General features: G+C 38.5%; 15 protein-coding genes and 1 tRNA gene. All 16 read right to left on the reverse strand.

The features are described from left to right. Positions 1 to 38: 38 nt before the first annotated feature. Positions 39 to 1,046: a tetratricopeptide repeat protein gene (locus RT723_RS07640; RefSeq protein ID WP_428983648.1), complete on the reverse strand. Its 1,008-nt coding sequence runs from the start codon at positions 1,044 to 1,046 to the stop codon at positions 39 to 41. Beyond that, positions 992 to 1,351, reverse strand: a complete 360-nt coding sequence (locus tag RT723_RS07645) for a hypothetical protein (RefSeq protein WP_315946543.1) — start codon at positions 1,349 to 1,351, stop codon at positions 992 to 994. Before RT723_RS07645 ends, RT723_RS07640 begins: the two co-directional genes overlap by 55 nt. A 53-nt stretch (positions 1,352 to 1,404) precedes the next feature. Continuing rightward, positions 1,405 to 1,950: an energy transducer TonB gene (locus RT723_RS07650; RefSeq protein ID WP_315947172.1), complete on the reverse strand. Its 546-nt coding sequence runs from the start codon at positions 1,948 to 1,950 to the stop codon at positions 1,405 to 1,407. 107 nt (positions 1,951 to 2,057) lie between these two features. Beyond that, complete coding sequence (locus RT723_RS07655) at positions 2,058 to 2,471, reverse strand: ExbD/TolR family protein (RefSeq protein ID WP_216054550.1); 414 nt, start codon at positions 2,469 to 2,471, stop codon at positions 2,058 to 2,060. Between the two features lie 36 nt (positions 2,472 to 2,507). Further along, the gene (locus RT723_RS07660; protein WP_315946544.1) at positions 2,508 to 3,041 is read right to left on the reverse strand and encodes a MotA/TolQ/ExbB proton channel family protein; all 534 of its coding nucleotides are present in this window, start codon (positions 3,039 to 3,041) and stop codon (positions 2,508 to 2,510) included. A gap of 10 nt (positions 3,042 to 3,051) precedes the next feature. Then, positions 3,052 to 4,482 (reverse strand): MotA/TolQ/ExbB proton channel family protein, encoded by a 1,431-nt coding sequence (locus RT723_RS07665; protein WP_315946545.1) that lies wholly within the window; start codon positions 4,480 to 4,482, stop codon positions 3,052 to 3,054. A 35-nt stretch (positions 4,483 to 4,517) separates the two neighbouring features. Beyond that, complete coding sequence (locus RT723_RS07670) at positions 4,518 to 5,312, reverse strand: DUF3450 domain-containing protein (RefSeq protein WP_216054552.1); 795 nt, start codon at positions 5,310 to 5,312, stop codon at positions 4,518 to 4,520. A 138-nt stretch (positions 5,313 to 5,450) separates the two neighbouring features. Further along, positions 5,451 to 7,394 carry a methyl-accepting chemotaxis protein gene (locus RT723_RS07675; RefSeq protein WP_315946546.1) on the reverse strand — a complete coding sequence of 648 codons (1,944 nt, stop codon included), beginning with the start codon at positions 7,392 to 7,394 and terminating at the stop codon, positions 5,451 to 5,453. 174 nt (positions 7,395 to 7,568) lie between these two features. Then, the gene (gene dapE / locus RT723_RS07680; protein ID WP_315946547.1) at positions 7,569 to 8,954 is read right to left on the reverse strand and encodes a succinyl-diaminopimelate desuccinylase; all 1,386 of its coding nucleotides are present in this window, start codon (positions 8,952 to 8,954) and stop codon (positions 7,569 to 7,571) included. 220 nt (positions 8,955 to 9,174) lie between these two features. After that, positions 9,175 to 10,512, reverse strand: a complete 1,338-nt coding sequence (locus tag RT723_RS07685; RefSeq protein WP_315946548.1) for a TonB-dependent receptor domain-containing protein — start codon at positions 10,510 to 10,512, stop codon at positions 9,175 to 9,177. Further along, positions 10,487 to 11,866 (reverse strand): TonB-dependent receptor plug domain-containing protein, encoded by a 1,380-nt coding sequence (locus tag RT723_RS07690; protein ID WP_315946549.1) that lies wholly within the window; start codon positions 11,864 to 11,866, stop codon positions 10,487 to 10,489. The genes RT723_RS07685 and RT723_RS07690 overlap by 26 nt, the downstream gene beginning before the upstream one ends. 473 nt (positions 11,867 to 12,339) lie before the next feature. Further along, entirely contained in the window at positions 12,340 to 15,087 is a 2,748-nt protein-coding gene (locus RT723_RS07695; protein ID WP_315946550.1) for a hypothetical protein, read from the reverse strand. A 179-nt stretch (positions 15,088 to 15,266) separates the two neighbouring features. Continuing rightward, on the reverse strand, positions 15,267 to 15,461 hold the full coding sequence (locus tag RT723_RS07700) for a hypothetical protein (protein ID WP_315946551.1): 195 nt from the start codon (positions 15,459 to 15,461) through the stop codon (positions 15,267 to 15,269). Between the two features lie 2 nt (positions 15,462 to 15,463). Further along, positions 15,464 to 16,141 (reverse strand): hypothetical protein, encoded by a 678-nt coding sequence (locus tag RT723_RS07705; RefSeq protein ID WP_315946552.1) that lies wholly within the window; start codon positions 16,139 to 16,141, stop codon positions 15,464 to 15,466. 199 nt (positions 16,142 to 16,340) lie between these two features. Then, a tRNA-Pro gene (locus tag RT723_RS07710) sits at positions 16,341 to 16,417 on the reverse strand. A 249-nt stretch (positions 16,418 to 16,666) separates the two neighbouring features. After that, entirely contained in the window at positions 16,667 to 20,266 is a 3,600-nt protein-coding gene (locus tag RT723_RS07715; protein WP_315946553.1) for a M1 family aminopeptidase, read from the reverse strand. Between the last annotated feature and the right edge of the window lie 15 nt (positions 20,267 to 20,281).

The raw sequence follows: 20,281 nt of genomic DNA on the forward strand, positions 1-20,281 counted from the left end.
ACCTAGAATTATTCTAGGTTTTAAATTGAATTACTGGTTTATTTATGGGCTGCGAGTTGTTTAATATTTTGCTGTTCTTGTTCAACAAACTTTAACCACTGAGTAGCCATACGTTGTGAACTCGGGATTTCTTTCGCCGATTTAAACGCTTCAAGTGCTGAATCAAGTTGTTTAAGGTTCACGTTAGCCATACCTAATGCCAAATATGCATTACCACTATTAGTTAGTTTGCCTCTCGTGATTGCTTGTTCTGCATGTTTAATTACCAAGTCAGATTTACCTTGCTGCAAATAAATCTCAGCGATGGTTAAGTCCGCATTTCCATCATCGGTTATACTGGCCAATTGATTAAGCACCGCAATTGCTTTGTCCGCTTCTTTGGCCCCCTGCCAAGACTGGGCTAAAAATTTTAAGTTCTTGGCATTTTTTTCTATTATTTTTTGCTCTATACCTTGGCTCAATACTTTAGCTGCTTTATAAGGTAATCCATTAAAATAATAAATTTGCGATAAAGTCATCAACTCTGATTTTTGTGTCACATAACCTTGTTGGTAAGCCGCTTCCATTACCGCGAGCTGTTTATCTTCTTGCTCTAATTCGCCATACATACCTGCCAATTGCAGCCAATATTCCGGTTTATTAAACAAGCGCACCATTTGCTCTAAAATGGCAGTAACTTTTTTATTATCTTTTAACTCAAAATACACAGCACGTTGTAAGATATACCAAGTTTCTTCCGCTTCAGTTTCTTGCTCCAAAGCTTGCTTGATAACACTTTCAATATATTTAGCAGCATTTTTATAATCTTTTGATTGGTACGACGCTTGTGCTCTTAATACATTATTATTTATAGGCGCTAATCCTTGATTAACTTCATCCCATCGGTCTAAAAATGAAATGGTTTTACCGTAATTCCCATTTGCCATTGACAACTGCGCTAACGAAAACAAGGTGCCCTTTTCCAATGACTCTGGAATAGGATCTTGTGCCACTACTTGTTCAAACTCCGCAATCGCTTGTTCGGTTTTGCCCGCGTTGTAATAAATAAATCCGTAAAGTTATGCAACATAGCTCGTTCATAACTGTTAAGACTAGAAGACTTAGATTTAACTTGGTCTAAAATATCTAACCCTGCTTGCATGTCACCGGCATCAGCAACCTCTTGTGCCCTTGCAAGTTGGCTGTAAACTCTTGCCCCTAACGCTGGCGTGCGTTTACGTTTTTTCTCAACTTTACTGGTATCTTCAGATGCCTGTACATAAGACATGTCAATACCAGGCAATACACTGAATAAGCTCGAGGTTAACGTAATGGCACACGTTAATGTGGTACGTATAAACAATACTTTCATGATTAATCCTAACTACTTTTAACCTAATACTTTATTAATAAGAAATAGCGTGGTTATTTGGCCATTTCAAATGTAATACGGTTTTGCACACCGGATACTTCCGTAGCGGCACCGTTCACCACTCTCGGTTTATATTTAAATTTAAGTGCTGCATCCATTGCCGCCCTATCAAATAAACCTTCTGGGTTGGCTTCGATAACCACTGGATTTTTCACAGCTCCAGTTTTATCAACCATGAATTCGACAATCACATACCCTTCAATACCACGCTGTAACGCACGACGTGGATAAACCGGTGCAACTTTTACTATTGGCAAATACTCACCATCACTGACATCTAGTGCTAAACCATTGCCAATTGACGTATTGGCATTTACATTAGCACTGAAGTCAAAACCTGACGCGTTAGCACTCACCGCCTCTGATGCCAATTGTGGCTGAGTCATTTGCGGTGGTGGCTCTTGTGGTTTTGGTGGCTTTTTCGGTTTACGTTCTTTTTTCTGTACCGTTTCATCTTGTTTTAAACGGATAAAATCTAGGACATTACCTTTAGCTGGGTCAGTTAACGCTGACCCACTGGTTTTGATTAACGCTTGCATGCCATATAACAAACCAAGAGTTACCGTTCCCGCGAGTGCTAAAGCGATGAGGTATCTTTGAAAAACGGGATATTTCTGTTCAGCTAAATTCACAATCATTCGCCTTATTAATTACCATCATCTGCAGCAATTGATACGTCAAATACCCCTGCCGCACGCGACGCATCCATCACTTTAATCAAGGTATCTGTGGTTGATTTTTTATCCGCTTGAATAACGACTGACCCTTGTGGGTTCTCTGCTTTTAAACGTTCAACATTGGCTTGAACCGCACGAATATCCACACGACGTTTATTGATCCAAATCTCACCTTTATCCGATATGGCAATTAAGATACTGGCACGTTCTTTTTTAACCGCCGTTGCAGCTTCTGGACGATTAACATCGATACCCGCTTCTTTCACAAATGAAGCAGTAACGATAAAAAATATAAGCATGATAAATACAACGTCTAACATTGGCGTTAAGTTGATCTCTTCTTGCTCTTCTTCTTGTAATAAACTTGCTAATGGCGCTCTCATAATCTGTTCTCTTATTCTCTGATTAGGCTGGTAAAATTAGTGCTGAATATCTAACACTAACTTATCTTCTAATAATTCAATTTCACGTTTTGATTTACGTTGTAACCATGAATTAGCAAATACTCCGGACAATGCGCCAACCATGCCGGCCATCGTTGGTATCGTTGCTTTAGACACTCCACTGGCCATTGAACGCGCATTACCACTTCCACTGATTGCCATAACATCAAATACTTCTATCATTCCCGTTACGGTTCCTAGCAGTCCCATTAAAGGACACAGTGCCACTAACGTCGTTATTAGGGTTAAGTTCTTGTTTAAGCGCATTTGTGCTCTTGCTACAAAGGCTTGACGTATTTGCTCTGCATTCCAAGACATTCTTTCTGTTCTGTCTTGCCAATTTTTTATTAGTGCAGCACTTACTTCTTTGTGGCCGTTTAGAGCGTATAAAATACGCTCCAAAATCAGCAGCCACATCAAGAAAATCATAATGGCAATGGCCGTGAGAACAACACCTCCGGTGTCCATGAACTCACGAATGGCCTCTATGGTTTCAGTGAATAAAACCATGTTATTCCCCTTAAGCTACTTGGTTGTTTTTGCTAGCTACTTTCATGTTTTGGCGACGCTCTAATTGTTGCTCAGAACGTTCCGCGATAATGCCTGCACTTTGCTCTTGTAAGATAAGCATGATGTTTTTACTACGGGTGTTTAACATGCTTGAAAGTACAACTGTTGGTATCGCGACTACTAAACCTAGCACCGTTGTCATTAATGCCGTTGAGATACCTCCAGCCATTAATTTAGGGTCACCTGTACCAAACAAAGTGATTGCTTGGAACGTATTGATCATGCCCGTTACCGTACCTAAAAGACCCAGTAGAGGAGCTATCACCGACACAATCTTGATTAGTGTTAGGTTTTTAGTAATGACTGGCATTTCACGAAGAATCGATTCACTTAATTTAAGTTCAAGGGTTTCATAAGCTACGTCAGGGTATTGCTGATTTACTTTTAATACTCGTCCTAGTGGGTTGTTTTCGTTAGGTTCAACTTCTTTTAATTGGCGTTTTACTTTATGGTTTATGCGCGCAAGTGATACAAAACGTTCTAATGCAATTAAGAAAGCAATCAAACCTACCGCGATGATGATATAACCAACTGTGCCACCTTGGTCGATACGTTCTTCAATATTTGGCGCTTGTACTAAAAGGCTTAAGATTGAACCGCCTGTTGGGTCTAGAGCAAAAGGGACTACTTGATCTGTACTTGTTTGTAAATTTGCCGCACTGTCGTTAAAACGAGAAGCGGGCTGACGAACTAATTCAGATAAGGTTCCTGTCGTTGGATTTAGGTCTAAATACTGACCTTGTGATACCAACGCAAATGCACCAACTCGTACGATTTCTTTGTTTACTTTATTACCACTGGCTTCAACAACATCCGCATTAAATTTTACCACTTTACCTTGTTCAGTCATTTCACGTTGCAGTTCAAACCACACCGTTTCAATTTGCTCAATAGACGCCAGTTTTGAGCTGCCACCCATGCTTTGCGCTAATTGTTCAAAAAACACATCACGACCAGGAAACTGAGCCGATACGTTTGAAGTTTGCATTTTACCTTTAGCATCACCAGACACTTGCTGTAATACACCAAATAACTCTTTTAACGAGCCCATTCTTTTATTTAATGCTTCTGATAAATCCGCTAATTGGAATTCGTTTTGTTCAAATTTAGTTTCTAATGTTTCAGACAATTTAAGTGCGTTATCGCGCGTTGTGGTTGCCTGCTTTAACATGCTGTCTTGTTCAGCACGTTGACGTAAAAACGCTTGCTCACGAGTTTTATTTTCTTGATTTTGCTGCGTTTTACCGTTTTGTAATTGCGATAACAATTGGTCTAAATCAAGTGGTTTTTTCTCGTCTGCTGCAAAACTTGGCATTGCAGTAGTTAAAACTAATAATAGTGAAGCCGATGTGGTTACTAGGCTTTTCATTAATGCATTCATCTTTGTTACCTTAAATTCAATATTCTTATTAGCCGTTAAAGCCCGGTGTTAGCAGAAACCAAAACTGGTGCAGGGATTGGTAATGTTAATAAGTCTGGCGCCAATTGTTTTTTCGCCATACGTAAGCCTTTAGTAATATGCATACGATAATCAGGGCTTAGTGCTTGAAATGACTTTTGTTCGTTATCCCAACGACCAATTAATGAACCGTCACGACTTAAATACATAAGTGCTACACGACCAATACGTAAAAAGTCGACGTCGCGTTCTTGGCCATCTAACTCCAATAAACCTGAGTAAGCTTCGATACTGCGGCCATAATCAACTTCAACTTGGTAAGCTTCCATCACACGTCTGAATTTTTCAGATACTGCAATGTCGGCTTTATCCATCATGGTTTTAAGTGACGTTAAACGTTCTTGACGTTCTGTAGGTAAAAATGGCACATCTAGCGCAACAAAACTTTCCAAGCCATCAATCATGCGTAACATTAACGGCGTGATTTGACGCTCAATCACCGACACTTGATCTATGTCTTTATTAAGCTGTTCCATCTCTTCAATTTGGCTATTGATTTGTTTTTGAATCTGGCCGTTATAAATATCTAAACCTGCCGTTTCTTTTTCCATCGCTCTAAATTGCATTAATTTTTCTTGGACTTGCTCTGCAATTTTATCGATTTTCTGTTGCGAACTGGCCGCTGAATTGGTTATTTCTGAACTTGCTGAAATTACTTTTTGAATTGCAGCTGAATGTACAGGTAAAGCGCTAACGCCCATAAGTACAGTCGCAACCGCAGTTGATAATGCTTTTTTAGATATAGTTTTCATGTATTCACCCCATAAGTTAATGAGGTGATAGTAGAGGATGAATGTGACAATACCGTTTCGGTTAAATGTCAGTTTAATGACAATGTAATATTTGTTTAAATTAGACTTATTAATGGCCGATTAATAAGTCTAACTAGGTTATTTAATGGTAAAGGTTTGTGAAATTAGTTGGCCCTGTTCTGCCACAGAACCTTGAACGGTAATTGCCTGTTGGCGAGCATTTTCCACCATAATATCAACTTGTTGCATTAGGCTAGCGAAGGTCTCAAAATCGCTTTGTTGCTCCTTCGCACACTGCATGGTTTGCAAAGACACATCTGATGATTTTACGGCTTTTTGTTCTACCAATTTAGTTGTATCAATTAACGCGGTTGCTAGCTCGGTTTGTTGCTCAGCCGCAGATGAAATCTGACTGATATTTGATTGTAATAATCCGCTGAAATTATTTAATTGTTCCAGTATTTGACTAGTATCAAACAAAGAATCTTGAGTTTTAATTGCCAGCTTACGTACTTCGTCAGCCACAACTGCAAAACCACGACCATGCACTCCTGCCCTTGCTGATTCAATTGCAGCATTTAATGCTAACAAGTTAGTTTGATCGGCAATCGCCTTTAATACATCCATCACTTGTTGAACTTTATCTACGCTCGTGACCAACTCTTCTAAGGTGCCACTGCTTAAGTTAATTTTATTGACCGTTTCCAGATTAGCTTGCTGCATTCGGTTTGCACCTTCACGCCCAGAAACCATAGCTTGTACTGTTTGATTGGCATTTTCTTGTACTTCACCCGCTAAAGTATTTAGCTGCTGATTTATTTGTGACAAATTAGATAATACATCTTGTGCTTGTTGCACTTGTTGCTGGGTATTAACTGTCGCATTTGAGATCTGTTGTGTTTCATCTTCTAACGAGTTTAACGCCTGAGAAACTATGTTCATTTGTTGCGACTTTTTATCATTGTCGCGTTCAGCGTTATCTAATAATTGATTAAAAAATCGAGCGATCTCACCAAACTCTGTACTGGCTTTATCATCAATACGTTCAATAGAACCTGCCGTTACTAAATTATGGAACGCGTCACGTAAATATCGTAATGGCGTTAACACCAACCTATACATCACTAAGTAATTCATCGCTGAACCAATTAAGAACAATACCAGCATAGAGGCTATAATCACCGCCACCTGTGAATACGTTTGATCTCGACTTTCAAAAACCGCCTGTTCAACGTCATTGGCTAATAACTCTAAACGGTCAATGTCTTGTTTTATTTCAGCAAGGGACGCCGTTTGTTGTTCGATGATGATTGTTGTGTTGGCTAATTCTTTTGGATAACGGTTTAATAAACTTTGCAGTTCAGATATTAAGTCTTCGCCTTTATCTGTTTTTTCTTCCTCTTCATCCATAAACAAACCAAAGTCATCTTCATCCGTTTCTGCAAACACACCTAGTAGCGGCAAAGATTCTATTTTAGCAGCTAGCTCCTTAGTGTCAGATAATATGTTCATCAAGCTTTGTTTTGTTGACTCTGACTGAGCACGCATAAAGCTCTGACGTGTATTGGTCAGATCGTATAATTGATATAGGAGTTTTGAAGCGTGACTTAAATATTGTTTAGCGGCAAATTCATTATTAGTGGCCCCTTCTTCCGCATAACTCACTAAACTGTCAATGCTATCTAATAAGTTACGTTCAGCGTTTTCTAATAACGCTTGTTCATTACCACTTAATTTACCCAAAGCTCGGTATTTACCCGACATTTTTAGTTTGAGGCTTTTGAGTTCATCATTGAGGTTTGAGCTAATTTGTTTGTCTATATTAGCTTCAGCCAACGCATTAAGAATATTATCTACTTGTGTTTCAGCATCACTTAATTTTAATGCATTCCCTGTGACTAGATAACTTTGTACATCTCGGTAAAGTTTAACCGTAATAGCGTGATAGATGGTTCTGTATTTTGCATAAACTCGATCGGAGTCGGTTAGTTTGATATTAGCCCATACCGTGGAAAGTGTCATCAATACGACTGCAGCTAAAATCCCTATCGAGGTAACTTTAACTAAACTTGAAATTCTCATCGTCCATTAATCTTAAGTTGTTTCTAGGTTGAGTTGAGTATATTTAAGAAATGTGACTGATTTATGACAATAGACCTATGACTGACATTTTTACCAGTCATAGGTTTTCTATGTCGCGGGGACTTGTGAAGTACCATGTTATTGCTTGTTGCTATTTGCCTACCATTCGCCGTGCTATTTGCCTGCCATTCGCTGTAGCACTTGAACATACTGATGCGTTAAATCAAGTAAGTCTTTTTCTGTTACGTATTCATTTACTTGATGCACACTATGACTTGGTAATCCAAGCTCAATCACCTGACAACCGCTTTTAGCGATAAAACGACCACCAGAAGTGCCACCAGCGGTAGACAAACGTGGAAAACGTTTAGTGACATCAAAGATTGCTTGTTCAACTTCCGCCACTAAATCAATGTCTATTGGTAAGGTAACTGTGGTTCGACTTTTACCTTCCCCTACACCTACTTCCGTAAATTCATTATTGGCCAAATGGCTGCCATTTATATTTTGTCCGTCTGATATACTTTGACCGACTAAACCGTCAAGGGAAGTACTCACAACATCAGAGTCGTTCATACTATTAGCGGTTTCACCCGATGTATAATAAGGCTCACAAGCACGATACCATCGAATAGAAATATCATTAGTTAATTGCTTTAACTGTACCAATCCATTAACAATTCGTTGTTTAATATTGGCTTCCGTTTCTTTATGACTATAACGGATATTAAACGTTAAACGACACTCTCCTGGTATTACATTATCGCCAGCGTCACAGGTTTGTATTCCGGTAATTTCTAAGTGACTGCCTGGAAAATCATCACTACCTTGATCCCAAGACTGCTGAGTTAACCATTTACCCATCACGACTGCAGTATGGGATGCATTTTTAGCGTTTTGTGGAAACGCAACGTGTCCATGTTTACCAATAATGGTGATTTCAGCAGAGATAGAACCTCTACGGCCAATTTTTAATACATCACCTGATTGTTCAACACTTGTTGGCTCACCCACTATGCAATAATGCGGTAACTCTTGAGTTTGAGCTAAACGAGACACTATTTCTTTGGTGCCGTATTCTGCATCACCTAATTCATCACTGGTGATCAAAAAATAAAAGGTAAATTTGTCTAAATCTAATGATGACAAAACGTGTTCAAAAGCCGTTAACATTGAGGCTACAGCCCCTTTCATATCGGCAATACCACGACCTATAAACTTGTCATCTTGTATAGCTAATGAAAAAGGTTCTGTATTCCATAAGTCAACATTAAGGGCAGGTACCACATCGGTGTGACCGCAAAATGCAATCCTAGTAGAACCTGATCCAATTTTAGCTATTAGGTTACTGACGCCTTCCACTTCGAAGTCATCAACAGACATGCCTAAACTTTTAAAATAACGTTTTAAGTATTGTTGGCAACCGGCATCATTAGGTGTGGTCGACGGTCTATGCAAAAGTTGAGTTAAATGCACTTTAATCGCATCAATATCAACTTGATTGATTGATGTATTTAAGCCCATTGTTGAGACGGGTGAAGGGATAATTTGAGATCTCATCTTTGTATTTCCAACTTGCATAAATTGCCGCTTATTTGTTAGTTACATCACTGTTTACAATGACGTATTTAATAGTTCTAATATGTTAATAAGGTGACAAAATTGTTAAATAATAATGACTAAACTGTGATAATTTCACGAAAATATAGACAAGGGATGTCAAATCCCTTGTCATTTCATCTTTGTCTCAGTTTTGTCTTAACTCAGTATTAGCTCAGCCTTAAAATTCCATTTTATAGCTAACGCTAAAGCCAATGCCTTTGGTGGTTGAACGTAAAAGTTCATCGTCAAAGGTGATCTCCTTTTGCTCGTCTAAAATATTTGTGAGCTTAAATTTAATCTGGCTAGAGAACGTTGGGAAATAAGTGTAATTCACATCCAATGAGTGAAACGGCTGTTCCATTGCATCTTCAAAACCATCAATACCAGCGATGATCACTCGCTCACCAAATACGTTGTAAACCACGGTAGCTAGATGTTCACCATTTGGTGAGTCATAACCAAGTTGTAAATTAACCACATATTCTGAATGACCTGTTAAACGACGCTCAAGGTTAGTGATTGAAGTAGATACACCGGTTTGATCAACAATATTTTGTCTATCCAATGTGATTTTTGAATCACTTAAAGTTAAGTTTCCTGACATAAATGAGTTTTGTGCAAATTCACCTAATGCCCCTTTTAACATATTAAGGTCTTGTAAAAACTCAAACTCAATCCCGGTTACGGTTGCCCCTTCACCATTGGCAATGCGGATAAGAGGTGGTCCATCTTGCGCAGGTGATTGCACCGCTTCTATTGGGTTATCTAACGATTTAGTAAACAACCCGACCGATATATTATTCCCCGCTGGCATATACCACTCCCAACGTAAATCTAAGTTGGTCATATCTGTGGTTTTTAACCCTGGTGTGCCTTGCACTGGATATTCAGTTAACGGGTCAATATAGGTAGCTGAAGTGATCTCTCTTAAATCAGGACGTACAACGGTTTGCCCAAAACTGGCTCTGAATTGCATTTCATCATTTAACAAATACGTTAACGCCAACGATGGGTACACACCGTCTTCACTGAAAGTTAGCTCTTCTACACTGGCTTGATCGTTGGTTAAGTCAACTTCACCGGTAAACGGATTATAAGGTAAAGCGGTTTGACTAAAGTCTTCGAAACGCGCCCCGCCCGAAATACGATACTTATTATTAATAAAGAAATCAGCTTCAAGATAATACGCATCTATGCTTTGTTCTGCGGTATATAAATCTCCCGCAATGGTTGTGTCGTTTAAAACTGAACGGTATAGATTCGCATCCGCTAATTTGTCGTTAGATAATACTTGATTAAGATCGTTACCATCTAAATCAAACCCACTTGGTAATGCTCGAGTGTCTAAATCAAATCGACGGTTATCTGCTGAACGGGTTTTGTCCACCATGCTCGCGCCAACTTTAAACTCCATTTCTAAACCAGATAAGTAAATAGGCAAAGACGCATTAAAAGAAAAATGCTCTACGTTATCCACTAAGTCTTGGAAGTTAAAACGAGCTGCGGTAACGGCCAAGTCTTACCGAAGATTCAGTTTCTGGATCGTAAATACCATCTTCATTTCTATCAGATACAACGTAGCTAGTTTCTAAACCACTCGGTGCATAACGGTTAGATTCAGAGTCAGAGTAAATCCAATCTAGACCTAACAAATTTAACGCGGCAAACGTATGTTGACCACTTAACTGTAACGCAGTTAAAGACCGCTCTTCATACGTTACTTCTTTACTGTTTATGATGGCGTTATTTTCTGATGGTGAGACATTGCTTGAGCGGCCAAATTTATTTTTGGCTTTATCTTCTGTGTCATTTAATACGATGTAATTTAGGTTTAGCTCATGGGCTTTGTTGTAATTTGCCCCTAAGTTGATCATATAAGAAGTTTTAACCATATGACTGGTTGTTGTTACATCGTCATATCCACGTACAAACGTGTATTGTTTACCTTCATCCGTATCAACCGAACTCCACTGCTCTAATTGATACTCTTCTGCAACCTGCCATGAGTTATCATAAGCAAACGTTGTTAAAAATCCATACTCTAAGTCGCCCGCGTCAAACACATCACCATAGGCGATATCAAAACCAACATTAGGGTTAATACTGGAAGTTTTCGGTGTTAAGTCGCGATTTAAATCAAGCAAACCTTGCAAGCTCTCTTCTGCCGATATGTAATCTAATGATTGTGATACCTCACCCAAAGGAGACCAATATTGACTTATCGAAGCAGGTGCATCTCTAGTGCCATCGTCTTTACCCATCCAGTCCGTATCACTGCCCGTTGTGGTTAACCCATCATCGAAGTTATTACTATTGCCACCAATTTTACCGCTGAAGTTAAACACTCGACTATCTGGAATGCTCTTTAATCGAATATCCACATTACCACCACCAAACGCGGCAGGCATTGACGGCGAGTAAGATTTTTGAACGGCTAATCCTTCAATGATCTCAGCAGGAAATAAATCAAGCGGTATAACCGAACGTGTTGGATCTGGACTTGGTACAGCGGCACCATTTAATTGCGTTGATGAATAACGCTCACCTAATCCACGTACGTAAATAAACTTACCATCTACCAATGTTAACCCTGTCACACGACGTAATGCGGCTGCTGCATCACCATCACCTGATCGTGAGATTTGCTCAGCACCCATAATGTCGGCCACAAAAGCTTGATTTCTTCTTTCTTCAATAACCGCGGCTGCGCTACCTTTTAAGCGAGTGCCTGTGGCCACCACTTCTTCAATATAATCTTCAGTTTCTGCTTTTTTATCATCTTCTGCTGCAAACAACGAAACCGGCATTAATGTAGAAATAATCGCAAGTGTCATTGTTGAGAGTTTAAATATTGGTGACGATTGGCTCATTGGTTACTCCTGAGTCATCAGTAATGTATTAATAATTTTGATGACATATTAAGGGTGGTGTGTGACAGTTTTATTAACCAATAATTACAACTTTATGACAAAACATTATATCTCTATTTTTAGCATTATTGTTAATCCCCTTACGTTCACCTGCTTACTAACTTATTGATTTTTAATTTACTTTGGGCAAAAAAAAGCCGCAAAAAATATATTGCGGCGAGTACAACAGGACGTCGGAAAAACATGAAAAATTATATTAAAACCAGAGGAGCTTTAATACGGGATTAGAATAAGTGTTTAATATTTCATACAGATGTCACAAGTGATTATTTTTCAATTTATATATTTATTTTTCTATAGCTTTAGATAAGTTTTAAGCATAAAAAAACCAGTTACTAGGTAACTGGTTTTTTTATTAACTTAAGTGGTTAAGTAAGCGTTATTCGCTAGTACCTAACTCTTAAAGTTTGGCGTTAGTCTAGACCAACAGCCCAACCTTTAGTCCAGTCGTTATCCGCATTTTTTACTGCACCGATGAAATCTGTTGTTTCAAAGAATGCACCGTGAAGTGCGTTAGCGTCAGCAGCTGTTGTTGTATCGATAGTAAAGATACCGTTAACAACTGCAGCCATGTTTGCAGCAACTGAATTGTTGCGACTTGCATCTGACCACCAAGCTGATAAATCAACATCGCTGTCACCGTTTTTGAAATTTTCTGTACAAGCGATTACTGAGTTAGTGATGTTGATACCACCATCTGCTAAGTAGTCTTGACCATTAGGATTTGTCGCTTCGCCTTCAATTTCAAGACATTCGCCACCCGCATTAGTAATTAATGCATTCACCATAGTCACTTTAGTACCTTCACGGAAGTAGAAACCTTCAGAGTCTTTATCCGCTGATGTGTAGTCATTACCTATCATAGTGATATTGGCAATAGTTGGGTTTGACACTGGCGTTTTAGACATATCTTTGTCGTTGTCAGCTTCAATACCACGGTTTGCTTCACCATCTTCAGATGCATGTTTTATTAACACATATTGCATTTTACCGCGGTAACCGTTATCCCAATCAACGCTGTCATCTTTGTTCGCTGTTAGAACAACATGTTTAACGTTTACTGAACCACCAAAGAACTCAACACCGTCATCTGCATTGGCGTGAACTTGGATGTAATCAACCATAGTACCTGAACCAACACCTGCAAACGTAATACCGTTTAGTTCATTATCTGGTGCTACTTCATAACCTGCGTTTTTAACTACAACGTAGTTTAAAGTACCTGAATTATCTTCCCAGTTTGTTCCGCCAAATACACCACCAGAGACAACACCCTCAACTTGCAGTGAACATTCACCTTCTGAAGGACATTTGTTTGAAGGAGCATTACCCAGAATAACCATGCCTCCCCATTGACCTGAACCTTCAGTTTGGTCAAGTACGTCTTGTTTAGAAGTAAACATAATTGGTGCTTCAGAAGTACCAACCGCTTCAATTTTTGAACCGCGGCTTACAACTAAGTAATCACCACCGTTAGAACCATATACTGTCGTACCGGCGTCAATTGTTAGGATTGCAGAATTTTCTTTATCACCACCAACAAATACTGGACCATTTAGTGCCCATAAGTTGTCTTTGGTTAATGTTAAGTCTGATGTAATACGACCTGATAATTCACATGTTGTTGTAACACCGTCTACTGATTCAATTTTAGCTGAACCTGATGGGCAACCCGCTACTGAAGATACACCACCACCGAAACCAAATGCCCAACCTTCACGCCAGTCATTAGTTTCATCTATGGCTCCAACAAAAGTCGTAGTTTCCAACATGCCCATATTAGCCACATCTTTAACTGCGATTTTGTCATCACCTGTTATTGGTGAATCATCGTGTGCTAAAGGTACACCGTTATTGGCTAAAAATGCACTGGTAACCACTGAATTATTTTTGCCATCTTCTGCAACAAATGCAGCTAAATCAACTATAGAGTGAGTATCATTCTCAGCCAATTTTCCATCTTTAGTTGGTTCAGTACATGCGATAACTGTGCTTTCCATCACAATGCCGCCATCTTCTAAATGAGCTTGTGATACAGAGTTACCTTCAACTTCAAAACATTCACCACCAGCGCCCGTAATTACAGAGTTGTAGATGCTAGCTTTTGTACCTTCACGTAAATAAATACCTTCAGAGTCTTTATCATCGCTCTTATAGTTATTACCTACAATTGTTAGGTTAGAGATCATGACATCTGACATTGGCGTTTTACTAGGCGTAGAACCGTCATTGTCAGCTTCTATACCACGGTTTGCTTCACCGTCATTTTTATCATGTTCAACATAAGCATATTGAATTGAACCACGGTAACCGTTATCCCAATCAATTGAATCATCTTGGTTGCCCGTTAATACTAAATGTTTAACACTTACGGTTCCGCCAAAAAATTCAACACCGTCATCGGCGTTTGCGTGAACTTGTATGTAATCAACGTCAGTACCAGAACCAACACCACCAAATGTAATACCATTTAACTCATTGTCTGGTGCGATTTCGAATCCAGCGTATTTCACCACAACGTAGTTTAATGTACCTGAATCATCTTCATCATTGTCGCCACCAAATACAGCACCTTCAAATGCACCTTCAACTTGTAGTGCACAGCTTGTTCCGTCAGTAGGACATTTATTAGATTTTGCGTTACCTAGGATAACTACACCACCCCATTGACCAGCACCAACCGTGGTACCCATAACGTCATTTTTAGAGGTCATGATAATTGGCGCTTCGGCTGTACCTAACGCTTCAATTTTAGAACCACGGCTAACCACTAAATAGTCATTACCGGTTTCACCAAAGATAGTTACGCCTGGGTCTACTGTTAGAACGGCACTATCTGCGTTGTCGTTACCGATAACAACTGGACCGCGTAATGCGTAAACTTTGTCAGCCGTTAATGTTAAATCTTCTGTAATTACACCCGTTAAAATAACGATATCAGCTTCAACTGATGTTGCAGCCAGGTAATCCGCTTCTAACGTTTCTTGGTCTATTTCAATTTGTGTTTTTGGTGCAACGTAACCATCACATCCTTCAGGGATAGGTGTTACTGCACATTCATCAACAACCACATCTACTGGGTCTTTATCGTCACTACAAGCCACTGTCATAGTTAACGCTAGTGTTACTGCCGAAAGTTTGAATAAATCTTTAAGTTCCATTACGTACTCCGAGTACTTTTATAGTTTTTGATTAATTAAATTATCGGAACGTAGATTAAGGATTAAAAATGACAAAACGGTGACTGTAAAAAGACAGTGAGTTGACAGTTTTATTACATAACGATGACATTATGTATGGAGAGTAGAGGAAGACAGCGGCTAGCGCATTTGTAGTCTAATTAAAAAGCTGTAATCCAATATCGTGGATTAGTTGGGTCGGTTTGTTTTGATAATAATGGGTTATTTAACTGGAATATACGTTTGCCTTTCCACTTATCTAGAGGGAAGGCATATTTAGTCACTTTATGGTTTTGCATAAAGGAATCAAATTCGCCACTATCAATTAATTTTTCCAAACCAATTTCAATAGCCATACTTAACGCAATATTTTTTTATTCACAAAATAATATATTGGGTAAGGATAATGAAGTAATACGTCATCTAACATAACTAAGTCATTAAATGTTTTTTGTGCTACAGCCAGTTCACCATAGCCCTCAAATATAGCTCTGGGGAAATACTGACAACGACCTTTATTCACCATGGCAAACATTGCGTCATATCGACCTGCCGCTGCGACTTTATATCCATTTGCCTGTAAAATTTTTGTATCTGGCCAATGCTCCCCCTGGCACGCTACTTTTCGTTTCAATTCGGCTTCACTTAACTGTGAAAAATAACTTAGGTTTTGTTTTTTTATAATTGAAACCCGATAACCTAACAGCCCTTTCATTAAGGGTATTTTTACCGCGTGAAATTTATTTTCACTTTCTATTGTTGTTCCCATCCAATACACATCAATTATGTCATCGGTTAACAACTGCATAGAACGACCTTGAGTTAGGCTAGTGGCATCGACAAGTCTTGTATAATAAGGATCAGTGCTACCTGCTTTGAGCGCTTTACCTAATAATTGATAGAAATAATCTTGGGTGACATCTTCAGCTGACTGTTGTCCGAGCACACGAACAAGCGTAACTTCAGAGGAATAAGAATATGAAGAAAATAATGTTAAAACCGAACTTAGAAGTAAATATATGGTTCTTTTAAACACCAGTGACTAATCCATTATGTAATTGAAGCACTCATATTATAGGCTAAACATACGTCCTACAAACCAATACTTAACTGAGACTCAGTTAGACTATACCAATGCGTTAAAAACTCAAGCATCTAAGGATAGTTCAATGTCCGAAACTGCATTTCAATATTAACCACATCTATAATTTAATAGATGAGATTAAGGAGTTAATTGGTCGGTATGAGAGGATTTGAACCTCCGACCCCTGACACCCCATGACAGTGCGCTACCAAGCTGCGCTACATACCGACCGAGGTGGCTAAAGTATCACTCAGCCCTGTAAATATCCAGCGAAAAAGTTCAAATTTATGTGTATTCAAAAACAATGAATATCAATAGCTTATATTTTAAACATTCATTACTTTCAATAGTAATCAGTCTACATCTTTAAGGATATGATTAACCTTATCTACACCGCGACATTCATTAAAATAACACTAAAGTTTGCTTGTTTTTACTCACATCCATACTCTTTTCTTCATTGAGCCGAATTATTACTTATAAAACGGCGAGTCGCTTAATATTATTTTCTCGTTGCTGATCTATGCTCTGATAATATGGGTCAAGTTGAATAAATTCCGGTCGTTTTAAAACCTCAAAATTAAAACATGTATTTGGCTGTATCACGTTGACTTTAGTATGTAATAAAGTGCGATTATCTGCTGGTTTGTCAAATAAATTTGCAGGATGTTCACTAAACAGAGCTAGTTCAACTAATTGGCTTTTATTGTCCGTAGTAGAGTAATTAGATATGCAGACATCAACAGAAAACAGTCCGTTCACTAATGTTGTAACGTGAGTGCTTTCTATAGTCCAATCGTTTACTACCACTTGTTGAAGCCATTGTTTAATAAAATCTTGATGTTCAAAGTTTGTAACTGTGTTTAATGCGTGAATAAAATCTAACGTTGTGGCTGGTTTGTTTGGGTATCCGTGTTTTTTAAGCACTAACCTGAGTGCTTCATTCACTTTATTCGCGCCAAGTTGTTTTTGTATTGCGTTCATCGCAATCGTACCTTTGGAGTAGATAAGGTGTTTTTCATCCGCTCGATATAGTGGTTTTTCAGTTTCGGGACTTTGCCCCCTTCCATATAAATATCGGTTATTTTCGTATTGTAAAAAACGGTGCAAATAGGCTTCACCATACTTTTGGATCAATAATTGCGCTTGGGTATATACCGCTAACGTTTCAACCAAAACAGAGCCTCCTTCCGTGATTGCACTGTCTAATCCATGTCCCCACCATTGGTGTGCGGTTTCATGTGCCGTCCGTCGATATAAATGATCGAATGCTTGGTTATTACTCCGGTCCACCACAAAACCTAACTTTTCATCAATGAGCATCATTTGTGGCATAGCATAACCAGATTGATTAAATACATTTGGTACTTCAAACAAACGCAGTTGTTTATATGGATAACGACCAAAATTTTGATTGCCATAACGTAAGGTGTCTGCAATCGCCTCAATATGCTCTTGCGCAATTTTTGTGTGTTTTTCTATATGGTAAACTTCAACATTTATCCCATCAACATCGCGCTCAGACACCATAAATACCCCAGACAATACTGGTTGTATTTTTCTTATTGGTTGTTTTGTTTTGTAATGGTAAACATTTCGGTTATCGTCCTTAAAATGGGATATCAACTCCCCCGGAGCAACGGCAATATGATTTTCCGCTGTAGTTAGACGCGTTTCAATTGTTGCCCACTTAAGTTGATGGCTAAAGTCACCACGATGTTTAGTGATATCTTGCTCAAGACTTAATGCAACAGGTAATTCCGGCAAGCCAAACTCTTTTCGTTTTACAATAGAATTCAAAACATAATGCTCTGAAAAACCTAAAAACGGCATATAACGAATATCTCTAAAATAAATAAAGTTAGGCGTAAATGCACTATCCGATATTAACCCGTTGTAACCGTTATGCGTTCGCTCAGCGCTAAATGATAAAGTTAACTGTTGTTGTGGTTGCATTGGGGTATTTAGTTTAAAGAGATACTGAGAAAAATGTTTATCGTGCTCTATTAACGTGGCATTTTCCAAAGACATGATTTTATAATTTACATCTGTGTCAGTACTGATCAAAATGTCTTTAATGGGCTGTTGAGTTTTATTTTGTAATTGATACTGCCCTGTGATTTGATAACGGCGTTGCTTGGGGTACAAATCCATATTTGTCTTAACAGCAACCACTGTTGGCTGCTGAAGTTCACGGTAGCTTTGATACTTTTTCTCGTAATCCGCATGCCATTGGTAATAATCGTTAGCCGATTGAAAATTACCAACAATATTGGTTTGATAATAGACATGCCCGCCTGCCACTATTGATAAGACAGAAAACGTGGCTAATGCTAACTGATTGGACTTACTTTGGTTGCCTTTTAGCAATTGAGACCATGAAGCAACATCTTTACCGCGTTGCATTAACCTAAAACTGATTAACGCCAATACCACTGATACACTGGTCCATAGGGCCATGTACCCCCAAAAAGCATCAGACGTAGCACTAAAACCGACTAATTCAGAATGTTGCAATTGTGGCGAATGACCAAACTTAAACAACCCGTGTTCTAAACCTATATACCCCCCTAAATTGGACTGAGATAAAATAATAAAAAATAATGACACCACCATTGCTACCAATTTATTTGGGCTCACCGCATTTATAAATAACACTAAGGTGGCAATACACAACAGAGGAATGCCCACATAAACGTACAAACTGCTATATAAAACGAAATCGATATTCCCACCATAAATCCATTGCAACGTCATTGAAATAATAATGGCAAAAGTAATAAAGGTAAGTGGTATATACACCAAAGCAAACCATTTGGCCATATAACGTTGTACATTAGCGATTGGAGTCACATCGATTAAATCTGCAATGTTTTTTTCTTTATCACGCCATGCAATTTCTGCAGAAAATATCACTAAGAACAAGGCGGAGAAGGTTGGCAATATATCAAACACAAAGCGATTGATTACAATACTAGTAGTAGGAATCGGGGTAACATCTAAGCTTTCTAAATAAACCAAACCAGATATGACTTCAGAACCTAGTAAAATTCCCCAAGCCAATACAATAAAAACAAAGGTTTTGGTTAAGACTGTAGTTAAATATTCAGTTTTAACTAAGGCTTTAAATGCAGCCAAGGCATCATATTCAGTTACTTCTACAGGGTTAAAGGTGATATTTTCGCTCTTAATTTTGGCAGGTGCATCTAAATTAGCTTTTCCTGAGTTGAGTTTATTGCTTACTTTTAACCTTAGCTCAAAGTAAAAATAACTCATTAAGATGGTGGCAACTGCACTAAGGAGCACCAATAGTCGATTAAACAATAAAGAGTCCGTTAATGTAACTTGCAAGGTATTACGCTGCTCTACTGTCCAGTAAAGTGCTTGTTTATAAAACTCAGCACTGGCCATAGGATCGAGTAAATCAAAGATTATTTTTAACGTTTCATTTAATACAAATGGTTGTGCCATGTTAGGCGAACCTGTGATCACACTTAATAATTGATATAAAAAAAACGCCAAGCCAGCTGCCAAATACACCTGTAACGACGAACGACTAAACAAGCCTAATGCAAATAACAATACACTTGATAACAAAATAGCCGGAAAAATGAAAACTAGACTTGTCCATGTTAAGACACTTAGTAATAAGCTAATATCAATCGGTACTTGGCTGGCGGATGATAACATTGCCAATCCAATTGATAGTCCTATCAGAAATGCAAAATAAACCAAAATAGAAGGAATAAATACGCCAAACCAACGTGATAATAAATAGTGCAGTTTACTCACTGGAGTGGTGAATACTAATTCCTCCAATTGAAACTGGCGATCTCGTACCGTGGCTTTAACAACAAAGACTGCCTGAATGATTGGAAAAATAAATCCGACTGTGATGATTGTCTTGGTTAAATAATAAGGTCCCCAAGCTAACACGCCTTTTTCTGTTGGTAGGTTTTGCACGATAAACATGCCAAATAACACAGCTAAAACACTAAGAGAATAAAATAATATTTGACGGGTTTGCAATTTTATTTCTGAGCGAATTAAAGCATAACTTACTGCTGAACTAGACATGAACGTTTCCTTGTT

Origin of the sequence: Psychrosphaera aquimarina, from assembly GCF_032461525.1 — a bacterium.
Lineage (GTDB): Bacteria > Pseudomonadota > Gammaproteobacteria > Enterobacterales > Alteromonadaceae > Psychrosphaera > Psychrosphaera aquimarina.